We start from the raw sequence: 16,115 nt of genomic DNA on the forward strand, positions 1-16,115 counted from the left end.
CAATTTTGAGCCACGTTAATTAGCACCAGATTTCATCCATTCTTCCGTTTCTTTCATTCTAAAAGAGGGCCCATTCATATTTAAAACATGAGATTTATGAGTTAAGCGATCTGTTAATGCAGCGGTTAATACTGGATCATGAAAAACCTCTTGCCATTTTAAAAAAGATAAATTGCTTGTTATAATTGTTGATTTTCTTCCTGCTCGTAAGGAAAGATGCGAGAATAATAATTCTGCTCCTTCTTTATCAAAAGAAATATATCCTAACTCATCAAGGATAACCAAATCATATTTTTCAAATTTCATCTCAAAAGATCGAAGCGTTCGTTCTGAACGATGTTCTTTTAGTTGGTTCACTAGTGAAGGCACTGTCGCAAAAAACACTCTGTATCCCGCGAGACATGCTTCCATTCCAAGTCCTATGGCAATGTGAGTTTTTCCGGTGCCTGGAGATCCTGTTAAAATTAAATTTTGTCCTTCTTTGATAAAATCTAATGATTTTAAATGAGGCAACTTTTGCTTTGCTTGATCAGGTAAAGCATCGTGAACAATTTCTTCTAGTAACCTTCTTTGAGGAAAATTAGCTGCACGGATTCGATTTTGTTTTGCACGTAAGAAACGATCTTTTTGTTCCTGTACAAGCACTTGATATAACACATCATATGCTAAAGTAGGATTCTCAAACGATGTTTCATCTTTAGCCATACTCCTAATACTAGGGAGACGAAGCTCCCTACACATCTCAATTACTTTCTCTTTTTTATCCACAATAAACGCCTTCTTTCTCTGTTTGCTCAAACATATTTGCATATGCTCGCATATTGTTTTCTGATTGGTTTGTCGTTTCATCACGATTTAAATCATCAATATTCGCCGTTGGCGATTGCTCACAGATGAAAAGGATTCGTTCAGTACTTACATAGCCTAATCTAATATTATTTAGTTTATTAACTGCACTTAAAACTTCTTCTAGTCTGTTATTTTCCTTTATGTAAAGAAGTAACTCTATGAATTCTTTCTCTTTTCCGATATAATGGTCATTGTATAAGTTTTTTATTTGCGTTGGTGCCTGCCTCAAACATTCACTTTGAGCTATGGCACCTTTTTTCTTTTCAAATGTTTTTAGAAAGTGATTAATATTCATAATCCACTGATGTAAACCCCAGCTACGTAAATGCTCAGTTGCTAATTCTCCGTCTATAAATAATTTAATTCTCTTTGCTCCTACTTTAGCCTTTATATGCTTACCTACGTGACCTTCTGGAACAGAATAACGATTTTGGTTGATTGTTACAGTACTATATTTATCAACCCGGCACTCTATGAAGTCTGTGGCATCGAAAGGTGCGATTGCAGGACTTGATACAGCTTTTTCATTCTCCATCAATTTCTTATGACTAATTTTATGTTCATGATGTTTTCGGTTATTTAGCTTCTCCAGAACAACTGACAGGTATTCTTCAGCTTCTTTCAAACTAGTAAAAGTAAATTGTGAAGAAAATGTCTTCCTTCGAATAAATTCAACACTTCGTTCTACGTGACCTTTTTCATTTCCTCTTCTAGCTTGACATAACCTAATTTTAAAATTGTAGTAGTTTGATAAATTCACCATACTATCTGTTATAACTTTTTCATTTCCAACAAATGATTTAACGACTGTTCTCATGTTGTCATAAGTAAATACCGTCGGTATGAAGCCTACATGATCAATAAAGTTTGTATGAACATCTAGAACGCAGACACGTGTTTCAGATTCATAAAGCATAGCGAATCGATAATTACTGTGGGCTAAAGTAAATACTGCTAGGGAATAACTTTTAATCTTACCGTCTATTTGTAGCTTTACCTCTCCCCAGTCAAATTCTACTTCGTACCCTGGTTTAGAATGTCTTCGGATATATACTTCCTTTGATTTTTCATTCTCTTCATTCACAAAGTTTCGTACAGTAGTGTAGCTAATAGCGAAATCCGCATCTTCGAGCTTTTCATGCATATCAACTATTTTCATTTGTTGCTTTGTCATGTAATGATTTCTTTTCCATTTGTTCTCTTTTATATAACCTCGTAATATATTTTTGATTTCCTCCGTTAAAACTGGTTTTCTACCTTTTCTTTTTTTGTAAGTCGGAGGCTTCATGATGTCTTCAGTAATCGGAAGATTACGAGTATCTTTATGTTTGCTTTGTTCGAAAAGCTTAATATATTTATCAACTGTATTTCTGGATTTCTTCAATTCTTTTGCTATTTTTCTCTTACTTAAACCTTCCAAATACAATTTAATAATTTTCTGTTTATCATTCAATGTAATCACTCCTGATAATTCCCCCTAATATAGATCTAGGGTTATTTTCTATCAAAAGTGGCTCAGTTTTCAAGTGCTATGGTGGCTCACTTTTAAGTTACCATATACATAGCTAATAAAATGTTATTCCGCGACGTAATGATGTCGTATAGTAAATGGAATGTTTCTTTATTTTTAGCTCGTTGATGTAAGTCAGTAAAGGTATCTGTCATCCCATAATAATCCCAGTATCGTAGAGCTTGCACTGTGGCATCATTCCTCTATGAAGTGAGGTTCCCACATTCTTACCCGATCGGCGCAATGCACATTTGAAAAATAATTATTACCTATCGCTAGACTTGGGGCTGTTCCTCCATCTCCATTACAGCGATTTCATCAGTCGTACCCCTACCCTCATAAAGATAAATGCATTTCGACTACTGTCTTATAGCAAACGTTTCAGGTAACAGCCTTTGTTTCAACGTTCTTTACTTTCCAAGTCCCTTACAACATAGCTATCCGTTCTAAACTTAGGTGCTTCCTTTAAGCCTGTGAGCTAGATACTGCCATTGTTCAGTATAATGTGTTTCAGAGGGCCAATTTTTACTCCACACCACTCACCCCATCGTTGGATGGGACATAGCTTTACACTATGTTCAAACTGTAGACCTGTACATTCGGAAGTTTGTCAGTTCCTTCCTAGAGGAACCATTCTCACCATATTTAGTTTTTCAGCCATCCGGCATATCAGTTAGCATACCTTCCCCGAAAGGGTGGCTTTAGCCTTCCTTCTGCCGACTTTACCTGTGCTTCGAACCCCATGAGCTGTCATTGATAGCGCACGCAGGAGTATTGATGGGATAGTTTCTGAAAACATGGTTTCATCATTCCTATCCTCCGTTGTAAAGTTGAAATTCATATCATAAATTCCCTGTGTTTTCATGCCGGAGGCATTTATCACAGAACTTGTCGCGCTGGCCCGATTGCGGAAGATAGTTCTTACTGAATATTCACTACTTCACATAGATAATTATAGCATAAGTAATTGTATATCCCAGTATTTTCCATAACTGTATTTCACATAAAAACGTAAGCGAAATATTCACGTTCGTAAAAATACAGTTTACCGGATAGAAAAAGAAGAAGCTTAAGCTTCTTCCGATAAGCTGAGATATGTAAATTTATAAAAAGTTTAACTACAAAGCTTAAGGAATCAACGCCTATTTACCTCTTGTGCTTGGAAGTGCTAATACAGTCCTGTGCCACTTAATTGCAGCAAGGTGGTAACGATATATCTTTTGCCTAGCTCTTCGTCCTCAAAATTCTTTTCGTAAAAAGTCATACCTCTTTCTGTGAAAAAGGTGATCCATTTACCTTCTTCCTGATAATAATGGAAGCCTTCAACCAGCGTAGCATTGCCTGTCGACTCGCTTTGTGGGAGTCCGTGGTTCAATACGTATTCATAGACTTCATCTGTGTTTACGGTAAAGACTTCGGCGTATTTACGGGTTCTCATATCTTTCACGCCCAAGGTTTCACACGCAAAAGTCAAGGCGTTCCCATAAAGCAGAATTTGTATTTGAGTTTCTTTATCCACTAAAGCTCCTAATTTCTTTTTTGGCACTTCATTGATCCAGTGGTGTTCTGGTAACGCGCTTTCGACGAACAAGTCCCAAAGATGTCCAATTGCCTCATTCACAGTAAAAAACACTGTAATAGGATACGGCATTTCTCCTTCTTCTTTCCACACTGCCCATTGACCGTCAGGAAGTTCTATCGCAAACCAAAAGTCATCCGCTTGAGTAAAGAACGTGGCATAGGTATTTCCTTGAGCTTCCTTCCATGTTTTATAGCCCAATGATAGTGCAAACTCAGTTGTAAACGGACCATAATCTCTAGAGAACAGTTTTTTTAAATATTTCCTAATCATTTCGGCAACCTCGCTTCATCCATTATTTCGCATCGCTTCTTAATAGGCATTAAATATTTAGTATATCAATTAAAATAGCTGAAGTAGCGATATGGAAAATAGTTTTTAAAAACGTGCTCTTCTATGTACAAAAAGGAGAAGAAGCTCTATACAAAATTTTTACAACCACTAAACATGTCGTACCCTTTAACGCTTTCTATTTTCGCTGTCTTTTAAAGGCATGTAGCAACGGAAGTAACACGGCTAGAGCACTCGAATTGGAACACGATGGCATCATAACCCTGTAATATACGAATAACTTATGATAAAGTGTCATATATTAACAGATTTTTTATGAGCGTTCTCTTCTAAATCACACAAGATGCTTTACCTGTTTTTTTTGCAAAAGACACATACTATCCAGTTTACTAATGATTAATCAATTGGTGACAAAAGTTTACTTTTACTTGAAGGAGAAAAATCATGAAATTATTTTCGAGATACAGTGAAGCTAGAGTCAAAAAACTTACCAATAAGAAGTTGTATGAGCGACTTACACGGCTGAATAATGAAAAAACACCCGACTCAAAATCAGTAAAGATGATCCTTTCAGAAATCGCCCAGCGAGACCCAGCTGAATATGAATCGGGAAAAATCGAGGCAAAAGTAGCGCTGTCCAAACGTCATGCCGTGATGGAGACAACCGACATCCTCTATCTTGAAATCAAGTACAACGAGGACTATCTTGCCAAACCGGAATCCGAAACTGATCCATACGAGCGCAAGCTCCGAACCGCTCAACTTGAAATGATTCAGAAAGAATTAAGCCATCGGACAATTTAGCGTAATAGATTAACGAAGATATTGACATTGGCTGAAAAACCACCAGACGTTAATTATTAAGTACTCCATTAAAAAGTTTAACGAACTCGCTTGATTTTACTTTTTTAAAGCGTTCGTAAAAGTACACTTTAACGAACGCTCTTCCTAGTAACAAAAACAGAACTAATAATAGTTCGTAAAATTAAATAATCACTTACCGAACGTTTATCCATTCCTTAGCAATTTTTCGAACAGAAATATATACTTAAAGAAACAAGCGTTCTTAAAGGAGTGTTTAATTTTGGAATCTCGAAAATTCGGATACATCAGTGTAAGTTCAAAAGATCAAAATGAAAGCCGGCAAATAGAAGTAATGAAAAAAATTGAGATTAGTGATCGTGATATTTTTCTCGACAAACAATCTGGGGAAAACTTCCACCGAGAACAATATCAATTAATGAAACGGATGATTAGGATAGGAGATATTCTTAATATTCATTCACTGGATCGGCTTGATCGAAGCAAGGATGATATTTTAAACGAGTGCCAAAAGAACTTACGAAGGAAATCGGGGCTGATATAGTGGTACTTGATATGCCTTTGTTGGATACTACAAAATTTAAGGACAGTATTGGTAACTTCATCTCGAATCTTATCCTCCGAGTTCTCTCTTGGCTTGCGGAAGATGAACGAGATAGAATACGAATTCGTCGGCGTGAAGGAATTGATTCAGCCCTCTCGAATGGTGTGAAATTTGGACGACCACCAATCGAAATTACGAATGAATTCATTCAGGCTTATGTGAAATGGCAGTACGTGGAAATTACAGTTAAAGCGATGGAAGAAGCAGATATGAAGAAAACGTCTTTTTATAAAATGGTGAATGTTTATAAGGATCAATAATTATATATGTTTGAAGATATTCATACAAATTAGTGAACAGCACCTGTTTGACAAAAAGTCATGATTGTTCAAACCTTCACTATAGTTTTTCGAACAGGTACCTGAAATTATTAGTTAAAATATCGTTTTGTTATAATTATTCCATATTATAAAGCCAGTTCCGACGAAATCCATGAAAGCGTAATAGGCAATTGCCTATGTCCCTTTAGTCACTTATGAATAAGTTAAGTGGAATAGGGGGTTGAAAAATGACTAGTAATTTTCAAAGGCATGGCGGATTCAATCGTGGCTTTGAGCGACGCGATTTCGATCGTGATTTTAGGCATCGTGACTTTGATCGTGGTTTTGGAAGATTTGGTGGATTTGGTGGACCATTTATTGGGGGAGTTGCAGGTAGCCTACTTGGGAACGCATTGTTCCCGGGATACGGATACGGTGGATCTTATGGATACCCTTCCTACGGGTATCCGCCATATGGGTATCAACCATACGGGTATCAACCATACGGGTATTTCGGTTCTTATTAAAAAAGAAAACACGCTAAGCAACGGACTTTCGGTTGCTTAGCGTGTTTTCTTTTATCCGACTGTAAGGATAACCATGAAAACTAAAAAACGATAAATTTCTCCTGTGGTCATATCCTGGACATCTTGTGGTCAGACACTTCCTATTAACTTCGACAAACTTTGGTGCGATTGAATTATATGCTCTCGGCGTGCACATAACAATAACCCCTAACCCTTGCACTGACAAGGGTTAGTTCTTTCTTGTCTGAAGTTTATAATTTACGATACTTCCGTCCTTTTTACAAACCTCATTATAATGTTTTTCCATATATTTACCAACTTCTTTTTTATGGAAAATCTATTTACTTCCAAGTCGTATCTTCGGAAATTCAACATTAAATAAATTGTTTGTCACAATTGTATTCCCAGACATATTTAAATATGTAACTAGTTGCTATGAATTCATGAAAAACACTTCTGATTCTAGTTCTTGTAAATGCTCATCTATTTTCTGAAGATAAAGCTCTTTTAGCTTCTCAATCAATTTCTATGTTAATTATTTATCTTTGCCCATTCATTCAACCATACAATTTCCTCTTCTGATAAGCTTTGTTCTTCTGTCACTCTTTCTTCTACATACTACCAATTTGCTTCTTCCCATTTTAAATGTGCTTCCCACTCACGCATAACTTTAACCGCTTTTTCTGTCTCTAATTGTTGTCTAGTTTTAAAAGGAATTATAATCGTCATGTACGCCACCTCTCTCGATAAAACGTGTTAATTCTATTATAAAGGTTTAATTTGAAAGAATCAAAAAGCCTTAAACAGAATATAGTAAGATATCGAAAGTGTATAAATTTAAACATTTTTGTAATCTGTTCTTCATTATCAGTTAGCCAGAATTATAATTATTTTTTATATTATTTTATAATAATATATTTACTTTGTTTTTTCCCTGTAATTTTGATTTGTACATTACATCATCTGCTCTTTTTAAAACATCATTATAATCTATACTATCATTTATAGTGCATAAACATATAAAATAAATAGCCGACTTCTCTAGGACTCGTCAACATCCCCTGTACGTTGGCTCCTCGATTTAATTCATACGCTACTTTGACCTGCCGGCTATCTTTCATGGCCCACTTATATTTTTCACGGTCAATCATAATGTCATTACTAGACAGCAGGAACGGAAGATGTCGTATGTTTACACGTAGTTGGTCTGTACTCCGTTCAACAACCACCCCCTGCTTGCGTAAGCAAGTGATGCCCGTTTCACTAATTCTGCGGTAATTTCTTTGTCGTTTCTAATTCGCAAGGTATCCACAGATTGGATGGGTGCAGACTAAGTTTGTGTAATAAGTGTATAATGATTTCATTTTCTAACGTATACTACAAAAAAAGCGCCTCAATCGTTTTTATTACAACGATTGAGGCGCTTTTTAAATATCTTTACTTCTCGAACAAAATATTACTAACGTCCCAGGAGGGATTCGAACCCCCGACCCACAGCTTAGAAGGCTGTTGCTCTATCCAACTGAGCTACTGAGACAATGTCTTAAACAGCAAATACGTTTGCTGCGACAAGTTCTATTATAGGCATGACATAATTTAAAGTCAACACTATTTTATAATTTATTTAAAATAAGTTTTTCTACCTCTTGGTGAGCATGGTTTTTAAAGCTTACTCGTATATCTTCTCCCCACTCAACGACCGCATAGGTACAAGGTTTACCGCTTCTAGGAAGCAGTGTGCTACCTGGATTTACGAACAAAATGCCATCTTTCATTTCGGCTCCGTACAGATGAGAATGTCCAAAAACAACAATATCTGCATTGTTTTCCTTTGCACTATAATAAAGTCGTATCAATGAATTTTTCACATCATGCTCATGTCCATGGACTGCAAGGATCTTTTTCCCTCCAACTACAGCAACAGCTGACAGTGGAAATGTCACGTCATTGTCACAATTTCCACGAACTTTATGCATCTTTTTTAAAATAGGATCATTAAAGGATAACTCACTATCCCCGCAGTGAAAAAAAGCATCAGCAGATAATGCAGAAACAGCTTTCACCGTTTCTACATCTCCGTGAGAATCACTCATCACAATAATTTTCATTTATCTACACCTGCCGTCTCAATTATACTCATAAGCTCTGTTTGCAATTTAGCAAGCGCTGCTCCACGGTGCGAAATAATACTCTTTTCATCTGGTGTAAGTTGGGCCATCGTTCGTTCTTTTTCAGGAACATAAAATATCGGGTCATAGCCAAAGCCATTATCTCCCTTGCGTTCATATCCAATTCGACCTTCGCAACTACCCGAAAATGTTTTCGTCTTCATTCCAGGTACCGCGACAGCCAGTACACAACGAAAGCGAGCAGTACGCAACTCTTCAGGTACGTCCACAAGCTCTGTTAATACTTTATCTATGTTATCTTCATCATTCTTTCCAAGTCCTGCATAACGCGCTGAATATACACCAGGCGCACCATCCAGCACATCAATTTCAAGACCGCTATCATCCGAAATGACAATTTTACTAAGCAACGCAGAAACAGTCTCTGCTTTTAAAATCGCATTTTCTTCAAATGTGTTGCCCGTCTCCTCAACGTCAATCTCTCCTTCTAGATCATTCAACGTGAGCACTTTAATGCCTAAAGGTTTAAAGAGTATTTCAAAGTCCTTTGCTTTCCCTTTATTATTGGTTGCAATGAGAACTTCCTTCATGACTCTTCGCTCTTTTCACTGCCAATTAAATCAATTATTGGACCAAGTGCTTCTCTTTGCAAAACAAATAACTGCTCAATTCCACCTTCTGCAAGGGAAACTAAACCATTCATTTCATCCTTCGTAAACGTTGCTTCTTCGCCAGTACCTTGAAGTTCTACAAATGCGCCTGTACCAGTCATCACAACATTCATATCTACTGCTGCGCTTGAGTCTTCAATGTAATCAAGATCGAGCACAAGCTCACCATCTGTCATCTTTCCTACGCTAATTGCACCTAAGAAATCGGTAATCGGAAACTTTTTTAATCCCTTTTCAATATGTAACTTTTCAGCAGCAATCGCTAGCGCAACAAACGCCCCGGTAATCGATGCAGTTCGAGTTCCACCATCAGCTTGAATTACATCACAGTCAATCCAAATCGTTCTTTCACCTAAAGCTTCTAAATCAGTTACAGCACGTAATGCACGCCCTATTAGACGTTGAATTTCCATTGTTCGACCACTGACCTTACCTTTTGACGCTTCACGTTGCGTTCGCTGACCTGTAGCACGAGGCAACATAGAATACTCAGCAGTTATCCATCCCTTACCACTTCCACGTAAGAAGTGCGGTACACGACCTTCTATTGTAGCTGTACAAATTACTTTCGTGTTTCCAGCTGATATAAGTACTGAACCTTCAGGATGAATCAAGTAATTCGTTTCTATCGTTACAGGTCTTAACATATTGTTTTTTCTTCCATCATGTCTTGTCATCTCAAAATCTCCACCATTCATTATTTATACTTAACTATAACCTATTTCATTCACCAAAAAACCCGAATCACCCTAAAGTGGGTAATCGGGATTTCGTTTATAAACATATATGCCTGACGTCGGCATTGTCAATCTTTAGCCAATCCAATATAGTTTCTTGAAATGGCCCAAACTCTCCAGTCGTGAAAAAAACTGGTGATTTGTATGATTCTACTGTGTTCATAATCTTTTTTTCTAATAAAATTCTTTCTACATCAAGGATTGTTTCAACTGCAGAAGAAATAATATTCACATGATCCGGTAAATTACGTTTAATTATTTTTTCTAAAAGCGGATAATGTGTACACCCTAAAACAGCTGTATCAAATTCAATTTCCGAAACTTCATGAAGCGTTCTTTTGACTGTCAAGTCGGCCTCTTCCGATTTATACTGACAACTTTCAACAATCTTAACAAAATCAGGACAAGCAAGTGGGAAAACCGTTGTACCTGGGCATTGCTGTTCAAATTCAGTATCATACGCGCCACTCTTTATTGTACCTTCTGTTCCTAAAACAGCAATTCTTTTAGTAGTAGATACGTTTAATGCAGCACGCACTCCGGGTACGATGACGCCCAAAACCGGAAAGTTAAATTGTTCACGAATACTAGTAAGTGCAACAGCTGAAGCAGTGTTGCAGGCAATTACGAGCATTTTTATATTCAATACAGCGAGGGCTCTCGCCATTTCTATCGTGAATTTCTCTACTTCCTCAGCAGAACGCGGGCCATATGGACATCGTAACCCATCTCCTAAATAGACAATTTTTTCATTTGGCAACCTTTTTAAGGCTTCCTTTACTACGGTTAGTCCACCAACACCTGAATCTATTAACCCGATTGGTCTTTCCACTTGAATCCCTCAATCCTAATGCATCTCTTTGTGCAATTTTAATAGTAAACTTGCTAGCTGTTTTACTTCATTTTGATCAAAATTTTCTAATACTGAATCTAAATACTGACGGCGTTTTTCAATTACCTCTTCTATAATACGTTCACCTTCACTTAGGAGGTGAATTCTAACGACACGACGATCTTTTTCATCCTTAACTCTTTTCACAAGGGTATTCTTTTCCATCCGATCGACTAGGTCTGTCGTTGTACTGAAGGCAAGGAACATCTTGTTGGATAAATCACCAATCGTCATGTCTCCATGTTCGAATAACCATTGTAAAGCGATGAATTGAGGAGGTGTAACTGTATAGTTTTTTAGGATTTTACGACCATTGTGTTTAATAATGCTAGAAATATATCTAAATTCTTTTTCTAAACTAGCGATTTCTTCAACTTTATGGCATTTTGATGCACTTTTCTCCATTATAAACAGCTCCTTAAAAACGATTCCTACAGCTATTGTCCCTTTTTCTATCGCTTAAGGCAACAGTTTTAACGCAAATGTAATTCTCCTAGCCGTAATAACTCGACAATCGCTTGTGCCCTACCTGAAACACCAAGTTTTTGAATTGTGTTAGAGATATGATTTCGCACAGTTTTCTCGCTAATACCGAGCCGTCCCGCGATATCCTTAGTCGTTTGATCCAGAATGAGTAAATTAAATATTTCTCGCTCCCTTACCGTAAGTAAGGAACGGTGTTTAGAACCATCTATCAAGACGCGCCCCTCCAATCCACTTTCACCTTAAAATATGTGAGAGTTGCGCAGCCTGTGACGGCTACTTACCTAATCAACCAATAAAAAGAGATTTTTCTTTTTCAGTCCACGGAAAACCCTTACCTGTCATTTTATCCATTTGAACCATAGTTCCTCTTCCTGTAAATAATAAAGCATCATTTTTACCTTTTGCCATGTAATGAATATCTACAGATGAATTCCCAACTTTATACGCTTTTACATACAACTCAATCTCATCGTCATAATAGGAAGGTTTAATATAATCGCATTGTGCATCCGCAATGACAGGAACCACAGTACTTGAAGTGTTGAATAAATCCGCCATAACACCAATATGCTTCATAAACTCAATCCGTGCATATTCAAAATAAGAAAACGTTACAGCATTATTCATAATACCGAACATATCGATTTCTGCGAATCGTACTTTTAATGTGACCGAAAATTTAAACTCTGAAGCCCATTCTTCAAAGTTATTTATGTAGTTTGCTTTCATTTCAAAACTCCCCCAAGTACTTAATATATTTTATTATAACACTATATTAACAAAGTAATGGTCAAATACAAAAAATCCTGCCCAACGCAAAATGCGCCGACAGGATTTCCTACTAATATTAGTCTACCATATGATCGCTTCCGAAGAAGTTTTTAAACATTTGTGCAGAAGTTGCACGGTTCATTGCAGCAATTGAAGTCGTAAGTGGAATCCCTTTTGGACATGCAACTACACAGTTTTGTGAGTTACCACAATCAGCAATCCCGCCTTCTTCCATTAATGCAGCAAGTCGTTCATCTTTATTCATTGCACCTGTTGGATGCGTATTGAACAAGCGAACTTGTGAAATAAGTGCTGGTCCCATGAAATCTGTTTTATCGTTCACGTTTGGACATGCTTCTAAACAAACACCACAAGTCATACATTTTGAAAGTTCGTAAGCCCATTGACGTTTGCGTTCTGGCATACGAGGACCTTCACCAAGATCATACGTACCATCAATCGGAACCCATGCTTTAATTTTTTTCAAAGAATCAAACATAACGCTTCTATTTACAATAAGATCGCGCACAACCGGAAAAGTTTTCATAGGTTCAAGTCTGATTGGATGCTCAAACTTTTCAACTAGTGCAGTACATGATTGACGCGGACGACCGTTAATCACCATTGAACATGCACCACAAACTTCCTCAAGACAACTCATTTCCCAAGTAACAGGTGTCGTCTTTTTTCCATCTGCATTTATAGGATTTCTTTGAATTTCCATTAGACCAGAAATAACGTTCATATTCGGTCTAAGTTCAATGTCAAAGCTTTCCCAATAAGATGCAGAATCCGCAGTATCTTGACGAAGAATTTCGAATCGGACAGTTTTTGGCGCAGTCTGATCAGTACGTTCTTGTACAGCAGTATTTTGCTCGCTCATTTATGTCAATCTCCTTTCGTTGCAGAGTAATCACGTTTACGTGGTGGAATTAACGACACATCAATTTCCTCGTAATGGAAAATCGGTGCATTATCTGGTCCATCAAATTTAGCCATCGTTGTTTTCATGAAGTTTTCATCATCACGGTTCGGGAAGTCAGGTTTATAATGCGCTCCACGACTCTCATCACGCTTAAGCGCTCCAATTGTGATAACCCTTGCTAAGTATAACATGTTCTTTAATTGACGTGTAAACGACGCACCTTGGTTTGACCATTGTTGTGTATCCGTCATATTAATATTCTCATATCTTTCAAGGAGTTCAACAATTTTAGCATCTGTTTCAATCAATTTATCGTTGAAACGAACAACAGTAACATTATTCGTCATTAATTCTCCTAGTTCTTTATGAATAAGATATGCATTTTCAGTACCGTTCATTTTCAGCGTATCATCCCACTTCTGCTGCTCTTCTTTTACTGCAGCTTCGAAGATAGTTGCTGGTAGTTCTTCAGCAGATTTCTTTAGATGCTTCATATAATCAACAGCATTTGGTCCTGCAACCATACCACCGTAAATTGCTGAAAGAAGTGAGTTTGCACCAAGTCTGTTTGCACCATGCTGAGAATAATCACACTCACCAGCTGCAAATAATCCTGGAATACTTGTTTTTTGATCATAATCTACCCATAGTCCACCCATTGAATAGTGAACAGCTGGGAATATTTTCATCGGAACTTTATGTGGATCATCACCCGTGAATTTCTCATAGATTTCAATGATACCACCTAGTTTAATATCAAGTTCTTTAGGATCTTTATGAGAAAGGTCAAGATAAACCATATTTTCTCCATTGATTCCAAGTTTTTGATTAACACAAACGTCGAAAATTTCACGTGTTGCGATATCACGAGGTACTAGGTTACCGTAATCTGGATACTTTTCTTCCAAGAAGTACCACGGCTTCCCGTCTTTGTATGTCCAAACTCGTCCACCTTCACCACGTGCGGATTCACTCATGAGACGAAGCTTATCATCTCCTGGAATTGCAGTCGGATGAATTTGAATGAATTCGCCGTTAGCATAGTAAGCACCTTGTTGATAAACAATAGACGCAGCTGATCCTGTATTAATCACTGAGTTTGTTGATTTACCAAAGATAATTCCTGGTCCACCCGTTGCCATAATAACAGCATCGCCTCTGAATGCGTGAATTTCCATTGATTGCATATCTTGCGCTTTAATACCGCGACAAGTACCTTCTTCATCTAGAACGACACCTAAGAATTCCCAGTGTTCATACTTTTTCACAAGACCTTCAACTTCGAATCTACGAACTTGCTCATCTAGTGCATAAAGTAACTGTTGTCCTGTTGTTGCACCTGCATAAGCTGTGCGGTGATGAAGTGTTCCACCGAAACGACGGAAGTCAAGAAGACCTTCAGGCGTACGGTTGAACATAACACCCATTCTGTCTAATAAACTAATGATTCCTGGCGCTGCATCCGTCATTGCTTTAACTGGTGGCTGATTCGCTAAGAAATCGCCTCCGTAAACAGAGTCATCAAAGTGAATTGCAGTTGAATCGCCTTCACCTTTCGTATTAACCGCACCGTTAATGCCGCCTTGAGCACATACGGAGTGGGAACGTTTAACTGGGACAATTGAAAACAGGTCTACTGATGTACCTGTTTCCGCTGCTTTTATGGCTGCCATCAAGCCTGCGAGACCGCCGCCGACAACAATCAATCTGCCTTTTGCCATGAATGTTTCACTCCTCTAATTTTAAATTACGTAAATGCTAGTATTGCTTGAACGCCAATTACAGAAAGTATTAAGAAAATACCAATTGTAACGTATGAGACGATTGTTTGAGAACGTGGTGATTGAGTAAGACCCCATGTAACCAAAAATGACCATAATCCGTTTGATAAATGGAAAGTAGCCGCGATTACGCCTGCGATATAAAATACTAACATGAACGGACTAGAAAGAATATCAGCCATCATATCAAAGTTTACATCTGCACCTAACGCTTTTTGAATACGTGTTTGCCATATATGCCATGCGATGAAGATTACTAGAAATACCCCTGTTATACGTTGCAGCATGAACATCCAGTTTCGGAATGTACCATAACGCTTAACGTTATTCTTCGCTGTGAAAGCTATGTAGATTCCGAACACTGCATGTATTAGTAATGGAATATAGATAACAAACCACTCCAAAAAGAATACAAATGGTAAATTACCCATAAAATCAGAAGCAGTGTTAAAAGCATCTGCCCCGCGTGTAGCAAAGAAGTTGACCACCAAATGCTGGACTACAAATAGTCCTATTGGAATGATCCCTAGCAATGAATGAAGACGGCGTACATAAAAATCAGTTTCTCTCGACAATTGTTTAACCCTCCCTTATTACTGAGATTACAAGTTCAATATTGCCATCATTTTGACATGTTGAAAACATTGACCGTTCACCTCTTCATGTTACAATATTAATACATGTCCATTGTACTCCTCCCCTATGAGGAGGTCAAGATGTCGTATTCAAATACCTATGTTATTTTAAATATATTAAAAGACCTGAAGGACGGTTTGACATCTACCAAGAATTGGAAGGGTTGTATTCAAAATTGACTAATAATACATACGGGGCGCCGACCCAATTCGGTTATGAAGTTTTACGAGACCACGTGATTCCAAATATATTAGGAACACACGAGGAGGATATACTATATTGGGCTGGAAAAAGTCTAGCTAGAGAATTCCCAGTTTTTGACATTGAAGAGTTGCCTAAATTCTTTACAGAAGCAGGATGGGGTTCACTCTCTCTTGATAAATCAACAAAAAACGAAGCATTTTACATTCTAAGTGGTGATTCACAGTATATAAAAGCAGATAGCCGAACATTTAACTTAGAATCAGGTTTTATTGCTGAACAATACCAAAAAGTGAATGGTCTCTTAACAGAATGCTTTTCACAGTTACAACGTAAAGGCGAAGTCATTCAATTCCATGTAAAATGGGATTTAAAATCGAAAGTATAACTAGAACTTAAAGAGTCATCCACTTAAAACAGGATGACTCTTTTATTCTGCTAAAC

General features: G+C 37.4%; 16 protein-coding genes, 1 tRNA gene and 1 pseudogene. 4 read left to right on the plus strand and 14 right to left on the minus strand.

Going from position 1 to position 16,115, the window contains the following annotated elements:
- Positions 1-15 precede the first annotated feature (15 nt).
- From istB to AC3RV6_RS10955, 3 genes are all read right to left on the minus strand, one after another.
- Positions 16-768 (minus strand): IS21-like element helper ATPase IstB, encoded by a 753-nt coding sequence (gene istB, locus AC3RV6_RS10945; RefSeq protein ID WP_489745758.1) that lies wholly within the window; start codon positions 766-768, stop codon positions 16-18.
- The gene (gene istA, locus AC3RV6_RS10950) at positions 761-2,302 is read right to left on the minus strand and encodes an IS21 family transposase (RefSeq protein ID WP_489746077.1); all 1,542 of its coding nucleotides are present in this window, start codon (positions 2,300-2,302) and stop codon (positions 761-763) included. The genes istB and istA overlap by 8 nt, the downstream gene beginning before the upstream one ends.
- A 1,225-nt stretch (positions 2,303-3,527) precedes the next feature.
- The gene (locus AC3RV6_RS10955; RefSeq protein WP_489746078.1) at positions 3,528-4,211 is read right to left on the minus strand and encodes a hypothetical protein; all 684 of its coding nucleotides are present in this window, start codon (positions 4,209-4,211) and stop codon (positions 3,528-3,530) included.
- Between the two features lie 462 nt (positions 4,212-4,673).
- On the opposite strand from AC3RV6_RS10955, the gene AC3RV6_RS10960 reads away from it, so the two are divergent.
- The 3 genes and pseudogenes from AC3RV6_RS10960 to AC3RV6_RS10970 all read left to right on the plus strand — a co-directional run bounded on the left by AC3RV6_RS10960 (position 4,674) and on the right by AC3RV6_RS10970 (position 6,442).
- Positions 4,674-5,033, plus strand: a complete 360-nt coding sequence (locus AC3RV6_RS10960) for a hypothetical protein (protein WP_489746079.1) — start codon at positions 4,674-4,676, stop codon at positions 5,031-5,033.
- Positions 5,034-5,313: 280 nt separating this feature from the next.
- A pseudogene (locus AC3RV6_RS10965) lies at positions 5,314-5,915 on the plus strand (recombinase family protein).
- Between the two features lie 248 nt (positions 5,916-6,163).
- Positions 6,164-6,442, plus strand: a complete 279-nt coding sequence (locus AC3RV6_RS10970; RefSeq protein WP_489746080.1) for a hypothetical protein — start codon at positions 6,164-6,166, stop codon at positions 6,440-6,442.
- Positions 6,443-7,905: 1,463 nt separating this feature from the next.
- Here AC3RV6_RS10970 and AC3RV6_RS10975 read toward each other — a convergent pair.
- From AC3RV6_RS10975 to AC3RV6_RS11025, 11 genes are all read right to left on the minus strand, one after another.
- Positions 7,906-7,979, minus strand: a tRNA-Arg gene (locus AC3RV6_RS10975).
- A gap of 76 nt (positions 7,980-8,055) precedes the next feature.
- Complete coding sequence (locus AC3RV6_RS10980) at positions 8,056-8,550, minus strand: metallophosphoesterase (protein WP_489746081.1); 495 nt, start codon at positions 8,548-8,550, stop codon at positions 8,056-8,058.
- On the minus strand, positions 8,547-9,161 hold the full coding sequence (locus tag AC3RV6_RS10985) for an XTP/dITP diphosphatase (protein ID WP_489746082.1): 615 nt from the start codon (positions 9,159-9,161) through the stop codon (positions 8,547-8,549). The genes AC3RV6_RS10980 and AC3RV6_RS10985 overlap by 4 nt, the downstream gene beginning before the upstream one ends.
- Positions 9,158-9,919, minus strand: coding sequence for a ribonuclease PH (rph, locus tag AC3RV6_RS10990; RefSeq protein WP_489746083.1), 762 nt, complete (start codon positions 9,917-9,919; stop codon positions 9,158-9,160). Before rph ends, AC3RV6_RS10985 begins: the two co-directional genes overlap by 4 nt.
- A 97-nt stretch (positions 9,920-10,016) precedes the next feature.
- Positions 10,017-10,811 (minus strand): glutamate racemase, encoded by a 795-nt coding sequence (murI, locus tag AC3RV6_RS10995; protein WP_489746084.1) that lies wholly within the window; start codon positions 10,809-10,811, stop codon positions 10,017-10,019.
- 15 nt (positions 10,812-10,826) lie between these two features.
- On the minus strand, positions 10,827-11,276 hold the full coding sequence (locus AC3RV6_RS11000; RefSeq protein WP_489746085.1) for a MarR family winged helix-turn-helix transcriptional regulator: 450 nt from the start codon (positions 11,274-11,276) through the stop codon (positions 10,827-10,829).
- A 68-nt stretch (positions 11,277-11,344) separates the two neighbouring features.
- A complete protein-coding gene (locus tag AC3RV6_RS11005) occupies positions 11,345-11,566 on the minus strand; it encodes a helix-turn-helix domain-containing protein (RefSeq protein WP_489749236.1) in 222 nt (73 codons plus the stop codon).
- Between the two features lie 76 nt (positions 11,567-11,642).
- Positions 11,643-12,086 carry an acyl-CoA thioesterase gene (locus tag AC3RV6_RS11010; RefSeq protein WP_489746086.1) on the minus strand — a complete coding sequence of 148 codons (444 nt, stop codon included), beginning with the start codon at positions 12,084-12,086 and terminating at the stop codon, positions 11,643-11,645.
- A gap of 118 nt (positions 12,087-12,204) precedes the next feature.
- The gene (sdhB, locus tag AC3RV6_RS11015; RefSeq protein ID WP_489746087.1) at positions 12,205-13,011 is read right to left on the minus strand and encodes a succinate dehydrogenase iron-sulfur subunit; all 807 of its coding nucleotides are present in this window, start codon (positions 13,009-13,011) and stop codon (positions 12,205-12,207) included.
- Positions 13,012-13,016: 5 nt separating this feature from the next.
- Complete coding sequence (sdhA, locus tag AC3RV6_RS11020) at positions 13,017-14,774, minus strand: succinate dehydrogenase flavoprotein subunit (RefSeq protein WP_489746088.1); 1,758 nt, start codon at positions 14,772-14,774, stop codon at positions 13,017-13,019.
- A gap of 26 nt (positions 14,775-14,800) precedes the next feature.
- Entirely contained in the window at positions 14,801-15,409 is a 609-nt protein-coding gene (locus AC3RV6_RS11025) for a succinate dehydrogenase cytochrome b558 subunit (protein ID WP_489746089.1), read from the minus strand.
- Between the two features lie 236 nt (positions 15,410-15,645).
- Between AC3RV6_RS11025 and AC3RV6_RS11030 the strand changes: the two genes are divergently transcribed.
- Positions 15,646-16,059: a YslB family protein gene (locus AC3RV6_RS11030; RefSeq protein WP_489746090.1), complete on the plus strand. Its 414-nt coding sequence runs from the start codon at positions 15,646-15,648 to the stop codon at positions 16,057-16,059.
- The last annotated feature ends 56 nt before the right edge of the window (positions 16,060-16,115 follow it).

The organism is Sporosarcina sp. So3-204, from assembly GCF_058068165.1.

What these genes read in the sequence shown, in the direction of transcription:
- sdhA (WP_489746088.1), bottom strand. Translation starts at nt 14,774, where the DNA reads ATGGCAAAAGGCAGATTGATTGTTGTCGGCGGCGGTCTCGCAGGCTTG.
- AC3RV6_RS10970 (WP_489746080.1), top strand. Translation starts at nt 6,164, where the DNA reads ATGACTAGTAATTTTCAAAGGCATGGCGGATTCAATCGTGGCTTTGAG.
- AC3RV6_RS11010 (WP_489746086.1), bottom strand. Translation starts at nt 12,086, where the DNA reads ATGAAAGCAAACTACATAAATAACTTTGAAGAATGGGCTTCAGAGTTT.
- AC3RV6_RS11000 (WP_489746085.1), bottom strand. Translation starts at nt 11,276, where the DNA reads ATGGAGAAAAGTGCATCAAAATGCCATAAAGTTGAAGAAATCGCTAGT.
- rph (WP_489746083.1), bottom strand. Translation starts at nt 9,919, where the DNA reads ATGACAAGACATGATGGAAGAAAAAACAATATGTTAAGACCTGTAACG.
- AC3RV6_RS10960 (WP_489746079.1), top strand. Translation starts at nt 4,674, where the DNA reads ATGAAATTATTTTCGAGATACAGTGAAGCTAGAGTCAAAAAACTTACC.
- AC3RV6_RS10980 (WP_489746081.1), bottom strand. Translation starts at nt 8,550, where the DNA reads ATGAAAATTATTGTGATGAGTGATTCTCACGGAGATGTAGAAACGGTG.
- AC3RV6_RS10955 (WP_489746078.1), bottom strand. Translation starts at nt 4,211, where the DNA reads ATGATTAGGAAATATTTAAAAAAACTGTTCTCTAGAGATTATGGTCCG.
- AC3RV6_RS10985 (WP_489746082.1), bottom strand. Translation starts at nt 9,161, where the DNA reads ATGAAGGAAGTTCTCATTGCAACCAATAATAAAGGGAAAGCAAAGGAC.
- sdhB (WP_489746087.1), bottom strand. Translation starts at nt 13,011, where the DNA reads ATGAGCGAGCAAAATACTGCTGTACAAGAACGTACTGATCAGACTGCG.